Annotated in this window: 12 protein-coding genes; 6 read left to right on the plus strand and 6 right to left on the minus strand. The window is 66.2% G+C overall.

Annotation, left to right across the window (positions count from 1 at the left end; all coding sequences use genetic code 11):
- Window position 1: 1 nt before the first annotated feature.
- The 5 genes from EST26_RS04205 to EST26_RS04225 are packed head-to-tail and all read right to left on the minus strand — an operon-like array spanning window position 2 to window position 4713.
- Window positions 2-637 carry an L-threonylcarbamoyladenylate synthase gene (locus EST26_RS04205; RefSeq protein WP_291065637.1) on the minus strand — a complete coding sequence of 212 codons (636 nt, stop codon included), beginning with the start codon at window positions 635-637 and terminating at the stop codon, window positions 2-4.
- A gap of 39 nt (window positions 638-676) precedes the next feature.
- The gene (locus EST26_RS04210) at window positions 677-1561 is read right to left on the minus strand and encodes a DMT family transporter (RefSeq protein ID WP_291065638.1); all 885 of its coding nucleotides are present in this window, start codon (window positions 1559-1561) and stop codon (window positions 677-679) included.
- Window positions 1561-2418, minus strand: coding sequence for a 3',5'-nucleoside bisphosphate phosphatase (locus EST26_RS04215; RefSeq protein WP_291065639.1), 858 nt, complete (start codon window positions 2416-2418; stop codon window positions 1561-1563). The genes EST26_RS04210 and EST26_RS04215 overlap by 1 nt, the downstream gene beginning before the upstream one ends.
- A gap of 55 nt (window positions 2419-2473) precedes the next feature.
- The gene (gene hemL / locus EST26_RS04220; protein ID WP_291065755.1) at window positions 2474-3784 is read right to left on the minus strand and encodes a glutamate-1-semialdehyde 2,1-aminomutase; all 1311 of its coding nucleotides are present in this window, start codon (window positions 3782-3784) and stop codon (window positions 2474-2476) included.
- Entirely contained in the window at window positions 3781-4713 is a 933-nt protein-coding gene (locus EST26_RS04225) for a bifunctional hydroxymethylpyrimidine kinase/phosphomethylpyrimidine kinase (RefSeq protein ID WP_291065640.1), read from the minus strand. The genes hemL and EST26_RS04225 overlap by 4 nt, the downstream gene beginning before the upstream one ends.
- A 135-nt stretch (window positions 4714-4848) precedes the next feature.
- Between EST26_RS04225 and EST26_RS04230 the strand changes: the two genes are divergently transcribed.
- From EST26_RS04230 to EST26_RS04255, 6 genes are read left to right on the plus strand one after another with little or no spacing between them, the layout of a single operon-like run.
- Complete coding sequence (locus tag EST26_RS04230; protein ID WP_291065641.1) at window positions 4849-5022, plus strand: rubredoxin; 174 nt, start codon at window positions 4849-4851, stop codon at window positions 5020-5022.
- 42 nt (window positions 5023-5064) lie between these two features.
- Window positions 5065-5463, plus strand: coding sequence for a response regulator (locus tag EST26_RS04235; RefSeq protein ID WP_291065756.1), 399 nt, complete (start codon window positions 5065-5067; stop codon window positions 5461-5463).
- Complete coding sequence (locus EST26_RS04240) at window positions 5463-5828, plus strand: response regulator (RefSeq protein WP_291065642.1); 366 nt, start codon at window positions 5463-5465, stop codon at window positions 5826-5828. Before EST26_RS04235 ends, EST26_RS04240 begins: the two co-directional genes overlap by 1 nt.
- Before the next feature lie 46 nt (window positions 5829-5874).
- Window positions 5875-6414, plus strand: coding sequence for a chemotaxis protein CheW (locus EST26_RS04245; protein ID WP_291065643.1), 540 nt, complete (start codon window positions 5875-5877; stop codon window positions 6412-6414).
- Between the two features lie 59 nt (window positions 6415-6473).
- The gene (locus EST26_RS04250; RefSeq protein ID WP_291065644.1) at window positions 6474-8726 is read left to right on the plus strand and encodes a methyl-accepting chemotaxis protein; all 2253 of its coding nucleotides are present in this window, start codon (window positions 6474-6476) and stop codon (window positions 8724-8726) included.
- A 19-nt stretch (window positions 8727-8745) separates the two neighbouring features.
- Window positions 8746-14670, plus strand: coding sequence for an Hpt domain-containing protein (locus tag EST26_RS04255; RefSeq protein WP_291065645.1), 5925 nt, complete (start codon window positions 8746-8748; stop codon window positions 14668-14670).
- Window positions 14671-14696: 26 nt separating this feature from the next.
- Here EST26_RS04255 and EST26_RS04260 read toward each other — a convergent pair whose 3' ends face one another.
- Window positions 14697-15128 carry an acyl-CoA thioesterase gene (locus EST26_RS04260; RefSeq protein ID WP_291065646.1) on the minus strand — a complete coding sequence of 144 codons (432 nt, stop codon included), beginning with the start codon at window positions 15126-15128 and terminating at the stop codon, window positions 14697-14699.
- Between the last annotated feature and the right edge of the window lie 35 nt (window positions 15129-15163).

A 15163-nucleotide genomic window follows, 5' to 3' on the forward strand; every position in this document is an offset into this window, starting at 1 on the left:
CTCACAGACCCAGCGGCGCGAGCGCGCCGCGCCCGGCGCGCAGCAGCAGCGGGGCGCCGCCGCCGCCCATTGGGGTGAGGTCGAGCACGGTGGTGGGCTCGTGCGCGCAGGCGCCGGCGTCGAGCACGCCGGCCAGCTCGTGCTCGAAGCGCGTGCGGATATGGTGCGGATCGTTCATCGGGCTGCTCTCGTTCGGCGCGATCAAGGTGGTGGCCAGCAGCGGGCCGTCGTGCAGCGCCAGCAGCGCCAGCAGGCTGTGGTGATCGGGCACGCGCAGGCCAATGGTCTTGCGCGCCGGGTGGCTCAGGCGCCGCGGCACTTCCTTGCTGGCCTCCAGAACGAAGGTGTAGGGGCCGGGCGTGGCGAGTTTGAGCAGGCGAAACTGCCGGTTGTCGACCCGGGCGTAACTGGAGAGTTCACTCAGGTCGCGGCACAGCAGCGTCAGAGGGTGCTTGCCGTCCATGCCGCGCAGGCGCCGCAGCCGCTCGGCCGCGTCTTTGTCGTCGAGGTGGCAGACCAGCGCGTAGCTCGAATCAGTGGGCACGGCCAGCACGCCGCCGCGTTCGAGCAACTGCACGGCTTGCTTGAGCAAGCGCACTTGCGGGTTGTCTGGGTGCAGGCGGAAGAATTGCGACATCTGAGAATCGGGGTCGGGAAAATCGGGGTCAGACTCCAATTATCCGCGTCTTGCGCGCGCGGCCAGCCAACTCGCGCCCACACCGCACAGCGCAATCAGGGCAATGCCGCTGAGTTCCTGCGCGCCGGGAATGTGGTCAAAAACCAGCCAGCCACACAGGGTGGCAAAACCGATCTGGCTGTAGAGATAGGGCGTGAGCGTGGACGCCGGCGCCCGGGCGAAGGCCAGAATCAGCAAAAAATGCCCTACCGTTCCCATCAGGCCGATCAGACACAGCAGCGCAAAGGTGTGCCAGTCGGGAATGGCCTGCCAGACCAGCGGCAGCAGCGCCGTGGCGATGATCGCACCGACCCAGCCGGTGTAAAAGTGCATGGTCATGGGGTCTTCGGTGCGCGCCATCTGACTGGTCAGGATTTGGAAGCCGGCGTAGACCCACACCATCGCCAGCGGTATCAAGCTGGCCCAACCCAGCATGTCGGCGCCGGGGCGCGCCACCAGCACGGCGCCCACAAAGCCGCCTGCCACCAGCAGCCAGCGCAGCCGCGACACCTGCTCTTTGAGAAACAGCGCCGCCAGCAGGGTGACGACCAGCGGCGTGGTCATCACAATGGCGGTGAATTCGCCCACCGGCATGAACTGCACGCCCAGGAACGACAGCACGCTGACCAGCAGCAACAAGCCCCCGCGCAGCAGTTGCAGGCGCGGTGCAGCGGTGCGCAGCAGCGTGCGCCCACGCAGGGGAAGCATGAACAGGCTGACCGCCAGCGCCTGAAACACGTAACGAAACCAGACCGCCATCAGCACCGAAACATAGGCGCCAACGACTTTGACCGTGGTGTCGAGCACTGCAAAGCAGGCGGTGGCGACGACCAGCAACGCGATGCCAAGCAGTGGCCGTGCGCTGCGGTGCAATTGCGGTTGCATCACCTAAGCACGCGCGCTTGCAGCAGCTCCCACACCGGGCGCACGCCAGCGGGCAGCGCCGGCAGTTGGCCCAGGTCGAAGCGGCTTTCTTGCGGGCTGTGAAAATCGCTGCCGCGCGAGGCGGCCAGATCAAATTCTTGGCAGAGTGTCGTGAATTTGACGCTGTCGGCCGGGCTGTGCGCGGCGGTGCTCACCTCCACCGCCTGGCCACCGTGGGCTTTGAATTCGCTGAACAAGGCGTATTCCTCGTTGGCGCTGAACGGGTAGCGTCCTGGGTGGGCAATTACCGCCACCCCGCCCGCCTGCGTGATCCAGCGCAGCGCATCGCGCAGCGCGGCCCAGCGGTGCGGCACGAAGCCGGGTTTGCCTTCGGTGATGTAGCGGCGAAACACCTCGTTGGTGTCGCGGCAGACACCCGCCTCGACCAGGTAGCGGGCAAAGTGGGTGCGCGAGATCAGTTCCGGGTTGTCGACGTACTTGAGCGCTCCCTCGTAGGCACCGGCGATGCCGACGCGCGCGAGGTCCTCGCTCATGGCGCGCGCGCGCTGCTCGCGGCCGCTGCGCGTGGCGCGCAGTCCGGCTTGCAAGCCGGCGTCGGTGTGATCGAAGCCCAGGCCGACGATGTGCACCGTCTGGGCCGCAAAGCTGACCGAGATTTCGGTGCCGCTCAGGTAGGCCAGACCGAGCGCGCGCGCCGCAGCGATGGCGCGGTCTTGCCCGCCAAGTTCGTCGTGGTCGGTCAGCGCCCACAAATCTACGCCGTTGCGCGCTGCGCGCTGCGCCAGCGCCTCGGGCGTGAGGGTGCCGTCGGAGACGGTCGAGTGGCAGTGCAGGTCGGCGTTGCGGGGAGCGGTCACGGTTTTATGAGCTGGGGCGCGCGAGCTGTTTGGCGCACACTGTTGTTACATGACATCAGATGCGCAGGCCACGCAAGACCTCGCGTGCCGCCGCCACGCTGTCGCTGATGTCTTGCTCGCTGTGCGCCGCACTCACGAAGCCGGCTTCGTACAAAGCCGGTGCGATGTAGACGCCACGCTCGAGCAGGCCGTGAAATAAGCGGTTGAAGCGTGCCCCGTCGGTCTGCATGACGCGGGCGTAGTTTTGTGGCAACGAGTCAAACAGGAAAAAGCCGAACATGCCGCCTTCGCAGTCAGCGCAAAACGGGATGCCCTCGGCCCGGGCGGCGTCGCTCAGCCCCTGCACCAGGGTGCGTGTCTTGGCCCCCAGCTCGGTATAGAAACCGGGGCGTTGAATTTCGCGCAAGGTGGCCAGGCCGCAGGCGGTGGCCACCGGGTTGCCCGACAGCGTGCCGGCCTGGTAGACGCTGCCCAGTGGCGCGAGGTGCTCCATCAGCGCACGCTTGGCGCCGAACGCCGCCAACGGCATGCCGCCGCCAATCACCTTGCCCAGCACCGTCATGTCGGGCTCGAAGCCGGGGATCAACGCGGCGTAGATGCTTTGCGCGCCGCCGAGCGCAACGCGAAAGCCGGTCATCACCTCGTCAAACACCAGCAGCGCGCCGTGCTGTGTGCACAACTCGCGGCAGCGCCGCATGAAGGGCAGGCTGGCGCGTACGAAGTTCATGTTGCCGGCAATCGGTTCGATGATCAGGCAGGCCAGCTCGGCCGCGTGTTCGCTGAACGCGGCTTCCAGTTGTTCGACGTTGTTGTATTCGAGCACCAGCGTGTGCTGCACCACCTCAGGCGGCACGCCGGCGCTGGTGGGGTGGCCGAAGGTGGCCAGGCCGGAGCCGGCCTTGACCAGCAGCGCGTCGGCGTGGCCGTGGTAGCAGCCCTCGAACTTGATGATTTTTTTGCGCCCGGTGGCGCCGCGCGCCAGCCGAATCGCGCTCATGCCGGCTTCGGTGCCCGAGCTGACCAGGCGCAGCATCTCAATGCTGGGCAGCAGCCGGATGATTTCTTGCGCCAGCTCGACTTCGCGCTCGGTGGGGGCGCCGTAGGAAAAACCGTCCAGCAGCGCGGCCTGCACCGCTTGCAGCACCGCCGGGTGGCCGTGGCCCAGAATCATCGGGCCCCAGGAGCCGATGTAGTCGATGTAGCGCTGGCCGTTGGCGTCCCAGAAGTAGGCGCCTTGCGCGCGCTGCACGAAACGCGGCGTGCCGCCGACGGCGCGAAAGGCGCGTACCGGCGAATTCACGCCGCCCGGAATCACGGCCTTGGCGCGCTCGAACAGTTGTTGGTTGCGGTCGGTCATGGCGGTCAGTGGCGCGTGGTGTCGAGTGGAAAATGCTCGGCGTCGAGCGTGCTATCGGGCGCCGGTTCGACGGCGGGGGCCGGTTCGTCGTCGTGCGACCAAAACAGCCGGTCCGGCACGGCGTGGCCCATCCCGGGTTGAAAACCGGCGTCCAGGCACTGGTCGAGGTAGCTCAGCGCTTCGATGCAGGCCGTCTGCAGGTCGGCACCGCCGGCGATCAGTGCACACAGCGCGGCCGAGAGGGTGTCGCCGGCGCCGCTGAAAGTGGCGGCAAAGCGCTCGTGGCGTGCGCTGGCCAGCACCGTCTCGGGCGAGGCCAGGTGGCTCTCCAGGTACTGGTCGGCAGCGTTGAAACCAGTCACCAGGGTGTAGGGTGCGCCGTGCGCAGCAGCAGCGCGCGCAATGTCGCGCGGACCGGGCGCGCGCTCATCACTCCAGTCGGGCAGCAGCCAGCGGCACAGCGTGCTGTGGTTGCCCACCAGCACAGTGGTTTGTGGCAGCAACAGCTCGGCGCAGGCGTCGAGGTAGTTTTCGATCGCCAGCTCGTCCCACCAGGACAGGTCGGGCATATAGGTTACCAGCGGCACTTCTGCGTAGTCGGTGGTGATGGCGGCGATGGCGCTGAGGTTTTCTGCGCTGCCGACAAAGCCGACCTTGAACGCCTGCACCGGCACATCCTCGAGCGCGCAGCGCGCCTGCTCGCCCACGGCTTCTTCATCAAAGGCCAGGTGGTCGTGCACTTCGACGGTGTCGCGGATGTAGGCGCCGGTGACTACAGGCAGCACGTAAACCGAGGCGCTGGACATCGCGGTCAGGTCGGCGCCCAGACCGCCTGCGCCGCTGGGGTCGTTGGCGTTGAACACCATCACGCACGGCAGGCCGGCCGCTTCGGTTGCGCCGTCCGGGCTGGCGGCAGAAGGTTCAGGGGTATGGGGCATGGGCACAGTCGGGAGTGAAGGCGCAACGCAAAGGCCTGCGTCGTGCAGGTCAGCCGCCGGTTGGCCGGGAAAATGTGGCAGGCTGCATGGTGCTCGATACAATCCGTTCATTCTATGACAGGGCCTGCGCTGACCATGACCGAAACCAAGACTTGGATGTGCCTGATCTGCGGCTGGATCTACGACGAGGCCCAGGGCGACCCCGAGCACGGCATTGCGCCTGGAACGCCTTGGAGCCTGGTGCCGTCGACCTGGAGCTGCCCGGAATGCGCGGCTCGCAAGGAAGACTTCGAAATGGTGCCGATCTGAGCCGGGGCTGTCTGGCCCTCAAGTTTGTTCTGGAGTCAGTCAATCGTGAGCACGCCTCTTGCACGCAAAGTTTTAGTGGTGGACGACAGCAACACCATTCGCCGCAGCGCGGAAATTTTTCTCAAGCAGGGTGGGCACGAAGTCTTGCTGGCCGAAGATGGATTCGACGCCTTGTCCAAGATCAACGACCATATGCCCGATCTGGTGTTTTGCGACATCCTGATGCCGCGCCTGGACGGCTACCAGACTTGTGCCATCATCAAGCGAAACGCCCGCCTGGCCGACATTCCGGTGGTCATGCTTTCGTCCAAAGACGGCGTGTTTGACAAGGCGCGCGGCCGCATGGTCGGTTCGCAGGAATATTTGACCAAACCTTTCACCAAGGACCAGTTGCTGCAAGCGGTGCAGCAGTTTGGTGCCAAGCCTACAGGAGTTGCGTGATGTCGATTCAACATGTGCTGGTGGTAGACGACTCCAAAACCGAGCTCATGGTTTTGTCCGATCTGCTGGGAAAACACGGCTTTAGCGTGCGCACGGCCGAGAATGCCGAAGAGGCTTTGCGTCGCCTGGACGAGGCCAAGCCGGACCTGATACTCATGGACGTGGTAATGCCCGGCCAAAATGGCTTTCAACTGACCCGCGCCATCGCCCGCGATCCGCAGTATGCGGCCATTCCCATCATCATGTGCACCAGCAAAAACCAGGAGACCGATCGCCTCTGGGGCTTGCGCCAGGGCGCGCGCGACTACGTGACCAAGCCGGTCAACAGCGAAGAGCTGCTCTCCAAGATTCGGGCGCTGGGCTGAGTCGGCGCCAGCGCCGCTGCGCACGCGCGATCGAGCGTATCAAACCATGGGCAACAGACAGTCACTTCGCGAACTGCAAGAGCGCTTGGCGCTGCGTTTGAGCAGTGCCCAGTCGCAAGCGCCTAGCGCCGCCTGGCTGGCGGTGCAGGCCGGTGAGCAGAACTTTTTGCTGCCCTTGGTGCAGGCCGGCGAGATTTTTTCCCTGACCTCGATTCACCCGGTGCCGTACACCCAGGCCTGGTATCTCGGGGTGGTCAACTTGCGCAGCGCGCTCTACGGCGTGGTCGACCTGACTGGCCTGTGCGCGCGCGCGCAGCCACCGGCGGCGCCGGGTGTGGCTGGGCGCTTGACTTCCGAGTCGCGGCTGGTGGGCTTGCACCCGGCGTTGGGGGTTAATGCGGTGTTGTGGGTCGACCGCTTGCTGGGTTTGCGCAACCCGGCGTCGTTTAGCGGTCTGGGTCAGCTTGCTGCTGCTGCGCCGCCTTACGGCGCCCGTTGTCTGGTCGATCACCAGGGCCTGTCGTGGCTGGAGCTCGATTTGCAGGTGCTGGCGGCAGATCCGGCCTTTTTGGCCATCGCCGCCTGAGGGTTGGCGTGAGTCAAAGGCGCGACGAGGTCGTTTTGTTTTTTGTTTGAAGGTGTTTCATGGCCATGTTCGATCGACTCCAGGGGCTGTTCAAGAAAAAATCTGAACCGGTGTCGGACCCCATTCAGTCTGACGATCAGGACCTGGCCGAACGGGCCGCTGTGCGGCTGGCACCCGATCCGTCGGCAGGAGATTTTCGGGAGAGTCGCCTCGCCGAGCGCGCAGGCGCAGGCAGCGATGCAGCGCCTGACGGCCGGGTTTTTCTGCCCCTGCTCGGTCGCCGCCCGGCGCCGCAGCAGCAGCGCATGCTGGCGGCGCTGCTGCTGTTTGGCCTGCTGGCACTGGGCGCGACGACCTTTTTCGTATTCAATCAGGCCGCCAGCGGCGCACAGCAAGCCGTTGCCAGTGGACAGGCGGTGGTGCAGTCGCAGCGTTTGGCCAGGAGCGCGGCGCAGGCGCTGGTCGGCAACCCGGCGGCCTTTGCCGAGGTGCGTGAGAGTTCAGGCATCCTGGCGAACAATTTGCGCGGTTTGAAGCAGGGCAGCGCCGATATCGACCGCCTGGGCGCTGGCTACGAGGCGCAAATCGACTCCTTGCTGTCCAAAGGCGAACGGGCCGAACGCCATGCTGCTGTGCTACTGGCGCAGCAAGAGGCGCTGACCGAGGTCGGCGCGTCTTTGCGCAGCCTCAACCGCCAGTCCTCCGACCTGTTCGAAATGGTGGAAGCCGTAGCGGCACAGCAGCTCGAACAGAATGCCCCGCCGGCCCACATTGCCGCTACCGGCCAGTTGCTGATGCTGACGCAGCGTATCGGCAAATCGGCCAACGAATTTCAGACCATGGAAGGCGTCAGTCCCGAAGCGGTGTTTCTGCTGGGCAAAGACATGAACACCTTCAAGGAAATCAGCGACGCCTTGCTCGCTGGCAGCGAGGTGCTGGGTCTGGCGGCGACCGCCGACCCGCAACTGCGCGAGAGCCTGACTGCTTTGCAGAATCTGTATGAACAAACCCGCACCTATGCCGGCACCATTCTGGGCCATTTGCAGGGGCTGGTGGCTGCGCGTGAGGCGCAGAATGCCATCATTGCCGACAGCGAGCCGTTGCGCCTGGGCGGTGAGAGTTTGCGCGCGCAACTGGCTGCAGACGCCGCCGTGGGCGCTGCTGAACTCGCGGCCTTGCTGCTTTCGGCCTTGCTGGTGTTGGCCTGCGCGGGTGGTCTGGTATCGGTTCAGTTGCAAGACAGCCGTCAGCGCCAGGCCGTGGCCGATGCGCAGCGTCGTTTGGCCGAGACGCTCGAACAAGACGCCAAGCGCGTCAACGACGCCAACCAGGCAGCCATTTTGCGCTTGATGAACGAGCTGCAGGCGGTGGCCGAGGGCGATCTGACGCAGGAAGCGACGGTGAGCGAAGACATCACCGGAGCCATTGCCGACTCGGTCAATTACACGGTCGAGGAGCTGCGTTCGCTGGTGGGCAACGTGCAAATCACGGCGGCCCGGGTGGCTTCGACCACCTCGGTGGTCGAGAGCGCTTCCACCGATTTGCTGGATGCTTCCAGCGAGCAGTTGCGCGAAATTCGTGACACCGGTCAGTCGGTGCTGGACATGGCGCAGCGCATCAACTTGGTCTCGGCACAGGCGCAGGAGTCGGCGCAGGTGGCGCGCAGCTCGCTGCATGCCGCCGAGTCGGGGCTGCAAGCGGTGCAAAACGCCATCGGCGGCATGAACGCGATCCGCGATCAGATTCAGGAAACCTCCAAGCGCATCAAGCGGCTGGGCGAATCTTCGCAAGAAATTGGCGAGATCACCGAGCTGATTTCGGACATCACCGAGCAGACCAACGTGCTGGCGCTCAACGCCGCCATCCAGGCTGCGTCGGCCGGGGAAGCCGGGCGCGGCTTCTCGGTGGTGGCCGAAGAGGTGCAGCGGCTGGCCGAGCGCTCGGCCGACGCCGCGCGCCAGATCGCTGCGCTGGTCAAGGCGATTCAGACCGACACGCAAGACGCGGTGGCCGCCATGGAGCGCTCCACCCAGGGGGTGGTCGCCGGAGCCCGGCTGTCCGACAACGCCGGCGCCGCGCTGACCGAGATCGACCGCGTCTCGCGCCGTCTGGCCGAGCTGATCGAGCAGATTTCGAGCACCGCCGCGCGCGAAGCCAATTCAGCCAACGACGTGGCCGGCAATATCCAGCACATCTTCGCCGTGGCCGAGCAGGCCGGCGAGAGCACGCGCTCGACCGCCAACCAGGTGCGTGAACTCTCCGTCATGGCCGAAGAATTGCGCCAGTCGGTGCAGCGCTTCCGCATCGCCTGAGTTGCGCGGGCCACGCCTCATGCACGCCATCATGCTCGACACCGCCACCGACAGTCTGCCGCCAGATGCACCGCTCGTGGACCTGGGTCCGCTGGCCTGGGTGTTTGACGAGCTGCGCAAGTCCCTCGAAGCCGCCAACAAGGCGGTGCAGCGGTTCGTGCGGGAAGCCGAGCAAGCGCGCCTGGGCGATCTGGCGGCGCTCGACCCGGCCCCGCTGCGGCTGGCGCGCCAGCAGTTGCATCAGGCCGTTGGCGCACTCGAGGCGGTCGGCCTGGGCGCACCGTCGCAGGTGTTGCGCGCCATGGAAGCTGCCGTGCAAGCTTTCGTGCAGCGGCCCGGCACCTGCACCGCGCAGGCGGCCAGCACGATCGAGCGCGCCAGCTTTGCCCTGATCGAATACCTGCAGGCCATGCTCAACCAGGTGCCGGTGCCGCCGGTGGCTTTGTTTGTGCAGTACCGCGAGGTGCAGGAGTTGGCCGGCGCCGAGCGCGTGCATCCGGCCGATCTGTGGCCGTTCGAGCAGCATGGCCTGAACGTGGCGCCGCCGCAGGGTCTTGCGCCGCTGCGCTGCGAGGCGTCGTTGCGGCCCCAGTTCGACCGCCTGGTGTTGCAGTTGGTCAAAAATACCGATATCGCTTCAGCGCAACAGTTGGTCGGTATCTGTGCGCGTCTTTCCGCCGGCGCCGACGTGCCGCGCGGCCAGACGTTCTGGCGCGTGGCTGCCGCCTTCTTTGAGGCGCAAGAGCAGCAGTTGCTGCCGCTGGACGTGTTCGTCAAGCGTGCGACTTCGCGCATCTTGCTGCAGTTTGCCTCATGCGCGCGGGGTCAGACTCAGGTGTCGGAAACCCTGTTGCACGACTTGTTGTTTTTTTGTGCGCAGGCTGGCGGTGCACGGCTGGCCGCCGGGAGTCAGTTGCAGGCGGTGCAGCAGGCCTTTGGAATCGAATCGGTGCCCGTGGCGGACTACCAGCGCGCCACCCTGGGGCGCTTTGATCCGGCCTTGCTGCTCAAGGCGCGCAAACGGATTGTGGCGGCCAAAGAAGCCTGGTCCTTGTATGCGGGGGGCGACGCCGGCCGTGTGCGCGCGGTTGTCGAGCAACTTGGGCTGGTGGCGGACTCGCTCTTGAAGCTGCATCCGGCCAGCACCGCGCTGGCCCGCAGCCTGGTTCGGGCGTCTGAGCAGGCGGCGCGCGAAGCGCCCAGCGTGCGGACCGAATTGGCGATGGAGGTCGCCACCACCACCTTGTACCTGGAGGCTGCTTTCGAGGATTTCGACCCCGATGCGGCCAGCATGACCGAGCGCACCCAGGCGCTGGCGGTGCGGCTCGAGCAGGTGCTTGCCGGCGCGCCGGCGCAGCCGCTCCAGGCCTGGATGGAGCAACTCTACCGCCGCGTCAGCGAGCGCCAGACCATGGGCAGCGTGGTCGGCGAGCTCAAGGTTTCCCTGGCACAGACGGAGAAACTGCTGGATCAGTTTTTCCGCAAGCCGCAGGAAAAGGCGGGGCTGAACCTGGCGCTGTCGCAATTGGCGCAAATGCGCGGCGTGCTCTCGGTGCTCGGGCTCGAGCAGGCGGTGCAGGCGGTCACCCGCATGCGCGCCAGCGTCGAACAGATGCTCGATACCGAAGTCGACCAGACGCTGGCGTGCCAGGCCGGCACCTTCGAGCAACTGGGCAAAAACCTGAGCGCGCTGGGCTTTTTGGTCGACATGCTCAACTACCAACCCGCGCTGGCCAAGAAGCTGTTCGTCTTTAATGCGGAACAAGGCGAGTTGCTGTCCCTGGTCGGCCAATCGCACAGCCCTGAGAGCGCGCCGCTAGCGGCCCAGCAAGAGGCGCAGTTCATCGGTGCGGCGCTCGAGCGTGTGGTCGATGGCGTGGTCGATGGCGCACCAGAAGGCTTGGATTTGGTCGAGTTGAGTCAAGGCTTGGACACGCCGGCCTCGCAAGTCTCGCAGGCCGAACAGGCCGAACAGGGTGAGCGGGCACGCGCTGCGCAACACGCGGCTCAAGCCGTGGTGCAGGCAGACGCCGGCGCGGCCAGCCTGGCGCTGGTCGGCCTGGAGCATGTGGCGCAGCCGCTCACCGGGCGGGTCTCGCAGACCAGTGCCGAGCTCGCTGCGCCGTCTGGGCCGCCAGAGGACGACCTGCTCCATATCTTCCTGGAAGAAGCCCGGGAAGTGTTGGCCAGCGGTCTGCAGGCGGTGCGGCGCTTGCGCCATCAAAAGGCTGATCTGGAGGGTTTGAGCACACTGCGCCGAGCCTTTCACACGCTCAAGGGCAGCTCGCGCATGGTCGGCCTGTCCGAGTTCGGTGAGGCCGCCTGGGCCATGGAGCAGTTGCTCAATACCGTGCTGGCCGAACGGCATCCGGCCGAATCCGAGATGATCGACTTGTCCGAGCAGGCGCTGCAAGCGCTGTCTTGCTGGGTGCAGGACATCGTTGACGGCAGCGCTGCGCACTGGCACGCGCAGGCTTTTTGTGACAGCGCCTTGGCCTGGCGCACGCAGGCCAGCTACCAGGCTCTGCTGCTTCCGCACCGGACCGAGCCGCAGCAGGCTGCGCCGGCACCGCCGTCAGACGCGCTGCTGTCGAGCGAGCTGGAAGTGGGCGAACTCGACGCCGCAGCCGCTGCGCTGTTTTTCCCCGATCCAGGCTTCGAGCCTGATTTTCCGCCAGAGCAAGTGCCCGCCGACCCCGCGGCGCGCCAGCAAGGCCCCGAGCGGGTCGATGTCCCGGCATGCGAAGACGGGCCGCTGCAGGGCAGCGACGATGAGCGGTCTGACTCGGAACCTGAGCCGTCGCCGCTGCTGCAAGAAATTGACTTCGACCGGTTGTTGGAGTTGTCGGTTGAGGTGCCACCGCCAGCCGCTGCGGTCGAAGACGCCGGCGCAGCGGCGCTGCCGCAAACCGAGCAGCAGGCAGGCAGCCCAGCGCCGTTGGCAGGTGTCGATGCCCCCTTCCTGGGCGCCCTGAGCGACGAGCAGGTCCGCGTCGTTGGCCCGCTGTGCATCGGTATCAAGCTCTACAACGTCTACCTGAACGAGGCAGACGAGTGGTCGCGACGCCTGTGCACCGCACTCGACGAAGCCGCACTCGAGCCGCAGGAGGCCTTGCCTGCCGAGGCCGAGGCGCTGGCGCATTCGCTGGCCGGCAGTTCGGCGGCGGTCGGGTTTGACGGCTTATCCCAGCTTGCGCGCGCGCTCGAGCACGCGCTGGAGTCGGTCGGCATGCGTCAGCAAGCCGGTGCGGCGCTCAACGCCGAAATGACCGACTTGTTCGTTGCGGCGGCGCAAGAGATTCACGCTCTGTTGCACCAGTTTGCCGCCGGTTTTCTCAAGCAGCCAAAGCCTGAATTGCTGGCCGCGCTGCAGCGCGTGCTGCAGCAAGAGCTGCCCGCGGCAGCAGGCACGCCGACGACAGCCGCCGCGCCAGAGCCAGAGCCAGAGCCAGAGCGTGCCGCGCTGCCACCGACTCCACAGCTCTTGTCGGCCTCTGGCGGCGCGCCAAGCGCGCTTGCAAGCGAAGTCCAAACGCCTATCCCGCAGCCCGCGCTTGCACGGACGGTCCACGCAGACGCGCCGCGAGCTGCGGCGCGGCAGGTGCAGGACATTGACGACGACATCGACGTCAGCGACACGATAGACGTCGACTTGTTCCCCATTTTCGCCGACGAAGCACAGGAACTGTTGCCGCGCCTGGCCGCTGCTTTGCGTCAGTGGAAGGCGCAGCCGGACCACAGCATCGCCCGTGCCGAGGTATTGCGCCATCTGCACACCCTCAAGGGCAGTGCTCGTCTGGCCGGTGCCTTGCGACTGGGTGAGATGGCGCACCGGCTTGAGACCTTGGCCGAGCGGCTCGGGTCTGAACTGCAGCCGGATACCGATCTGGAGCCTTTGCAAACGGCGTTTGACGCGATCGACGCCCGCTTCAACTGGCTGCGCCGCAGCGATTCCGAGTCGCCCGGGGTGCTCCTGGTCGTTCCCGAGCAGCCCAGCGCTGCGGTCGCTGCGGCCGTTGCGGTCGCACCCCTTTCGGCGCTGGCCGGCCTGCCGTTGGCGCAAGCGCCCGCCACCGTGAGTGCGCGCCCCGGTGCAGCGGTGCGCGTGCGCCCAGAACTGCTGGATCGGTTGGTCAACCAGACTGGCGAACTCATCAGCAGTCGCGCGCGCATGGAGTCTGAACTGCTGAGTCTGCGCGGGTCGCTGCAAGACCTGAGCGGCAATCTGGAGCGCTTGCGCCATCAACTGCGCGAGATCGAGCTGCAGGCCGAAACGCAGATGCAGTCGCGGCTGGCACAGGCGCGCGACGCCGAGCTGTCGTTTGACCCGCTGGAGTTTGACCGCTTCACCCGGGTGCAAGAACTCACCCGCATGATGGCCGAGTCGGTCAGCGACGTGGCCACCGTGCAGCGCAACCTGCAGCGCGCCGCGCAGAGCACAGAAGACAGTCTGGTGGCGCAGGCGCGGCTGACGCGCGAGCTGCAGCGCGACCTGTTGCGCACCCGCATGGTGGAATTCGAAGGCATTTCCGAACGCCTGTACCGCGTGGTGCGACAAGCCGCCAAGGAAACGGGTAAGCAGGTGAGGCTAGACATCAGCGGCGGCGGTATCGAAATGGATCGCGGCGTGCTCGACCGCATGACCACCGCTTTTGAGCACTTGCTGCGCAACAGCGTGGTGCACGGCATCGAGTTGCCCGAAGTCAGGCGGGCGGCGGGCAAAGCGGCCGAGGGACGCATAGACATCATGCTCAAACACGAGCTCAACGACGTATCGGTCGTGTTCCAGGACGACGGCGCCGGCTTGGACCTGGCGCTGCTGCGCGAGAAGGCCGAGGCCCAAGGCTTCATTGTGCCGGGCGCGCCCTTGAGCGATCAACAGGCGGCCGATCTGGTGTTTGCCTGCGGGCTGAGCACCGTGGCCCAAGTCACGGCGCTGGCCGGCCGCGGCGTCGGCATGGACGTGGTGCGCTCCGAAGTGATAGCGCTGGGCGGACGCATCGAGACCGGCTCCCAGGCGGGGCTGGGTACGCGCTTCAAGTTGGTGCTGCCGCTGACCACCGCTGTCACGCAGGTGGTGATGTTGCGCGCCGGGGAGCTCACACTGGGTGTGCCTTCGCATCTGGTCGAGTTGGTGCGCCGCATCAGCAGCACCGAGTTGGCTCAGGCCTACGCCAGCGCTACGCTGCGCGCGGGCGAGCAAGAGCTGGCGTTTTACTGGGCCGGCGCCTTGTTGCAGTCGTCGCCGCATTCGTATCAGACCCCTGGGCGCAGCCATGCGGTGGTGATTTTCCGCAGTGCTGCGCAGCGCGTGGCGCTGCACGTCGATGAGGTGCTGGGCAACCAGGAAGTGGTGGTGAAAAACCTCGGGCCGCAGTTGGCGCGTTTGCCTGGGCTGGCCGGCATCGCCTCGCTGGCATCGGGTGCGGTGGCTCTGATCTACAACCCGGTGGCGCTGGCCGCTGTGTATGGCAGCCGGGTGCCCGCCTGGGTGCACAACCAGCAGCCGTCGGCCGTGCCGCACAGACGGGCCGAGTCGTCAGCCGCTTCGGTGCCGAGTTCGGTGCCGCTGGTGCTGGTGGTAGACGACTCGATCACCGTGCGCCGCGTCACGCAGCGACTGCTGCTGCGCGAGGGCTATCGGGTCGCTCTGGCCGCCGACGGTCTGCAAGCGATCGAACGCATGCAGCAAGAGCGCCCGACGGTGGTCTTGTCTGACATCGAGATGCCGCGCATGGATGGCTTCGATCTGGTGCGCAACATTCGCAACGACCCCCGGCTGGCGGCCCTGCCGGTGATCATGATCACCTCGCGCATGGCCGAAAAGCACCGGGAACACGCCCGCGCCCTGGGGGTTGACCATTACCTGGGCAAACCTTATGCGGAGGACGAGTTGCTGGGCCTGCTGGCGCATTACGTGCACCACGCCGCGCTGGCGGGCTGAGCGGCCAAGCGCGCAGCGCGTGGTCTTCAGTCAGGCGGGTTCAGGGCGTCGTTCGGGATCGGACGGGGCTTGCCCTGCGCGTCGACGGCTACGTAAGTCAGGCTGGCTTCGGTCACCTTGACGTAGCGGCCCTGGGCCGAAAAGCGTTCGGCAAAGACCTCGACCTGGACCGTGATCGAGCTGTTGCCGACGCGGCTGACGTGGGCGAAAAAGCTCAGGATGTCGCCCACCCGCACCGGCTGCTTGAAAATGAACTGGTTGACCGCCACCGTGACAAAACGCCCGCGCACGTAGCGTGCCGGCAGCACGGCGCCAGCCAGGTCGACCTGCGCCATCACCCAGCCGCCGAAAATATCGCCGTTCGGGTTGCAGTCGGCCGGCATCGGAATGACTTTGAGCACCAGTTCGCGGTCGTGCGGCAGGCTGGTTTGGGCGTTCGGGTGGGGTTGGCTGGACATGGGCACAATCGGTGGACAATGGTTCCGATTGTCCC

The organism is Hydrogenophaga sp., from assembly GCF_014773545.1.
GTDB lineage: Bacteria > Pseudomonadota > Gammaproteobacteria > Burkholderiales > Burkholderiaceae_C > Hydrogenophaga.

Bases quoted from the DNA above. Each gene is read 5' to 3' on its own strand.
- EST26_RS04205 (WP_291065637.1), bottom strand. From the start codon at position 637: ATGTCGCAATTCTTCCGCCTGCACCCAGACAACCCGCAAGTGCGCTTG.
- EST26_RS04210 (WP_291065638.1), bottom strand. From the start codon at position 1,561: ATGCAACCGCAATTGCACCGCAGCGCACGGCCACTGCTTGGCATCGCG.
- EST26_RS04225 (WP_291065640.1), bottom strand. From the start codon at position 4,713: ATGCCCCATACCCCTGAACCTTCTGCCGCCAGCCCGGACGGCGCAACC.
- EST26_RS04230 (WP_291065641.1), top strand. From the start codon at position 4,849: ATGACCGAAACCAAGACTTGGATGTGCCTGATCTGCGGCTGGATCTAC.
- EST26_RS04240 (WP_291065642.1), top strand. From the start codon at position 5,463: ATGTCGATTCAACATGTGCTGGTGGTAGACGACTCCAAAACCGAGCTC.
- EST26_RS04245 (WP_291065643.1), top strand. From the start codon at position 5,875: ATGGGCAACAGACAGTCACTTCGCGAACTGCAAGAGCGCTTGGCGCTG.
- EST26_RS04250 (WP_291065644.1), top strand. From the start codon at position 6,474: ATGGCCATGTTCGATCGACTCCAGGGGCTGTTCAAGAAAAAATCTGAA.
- EST26_RS04255 (WP_291065645.1), top strand. From the start codon at position 8,746: ATGCACGCCATCATGCTCGACACCGCCACCGACAGTCTGCCGCCAGAT.
- EST26_RS04260 (WP_291065646.1), bottom strand. From the start codon at position 15,128: ATGTCCAGCCAACCCCACCCGAACGCCCAAACCAGCCTGCCGCACGAC.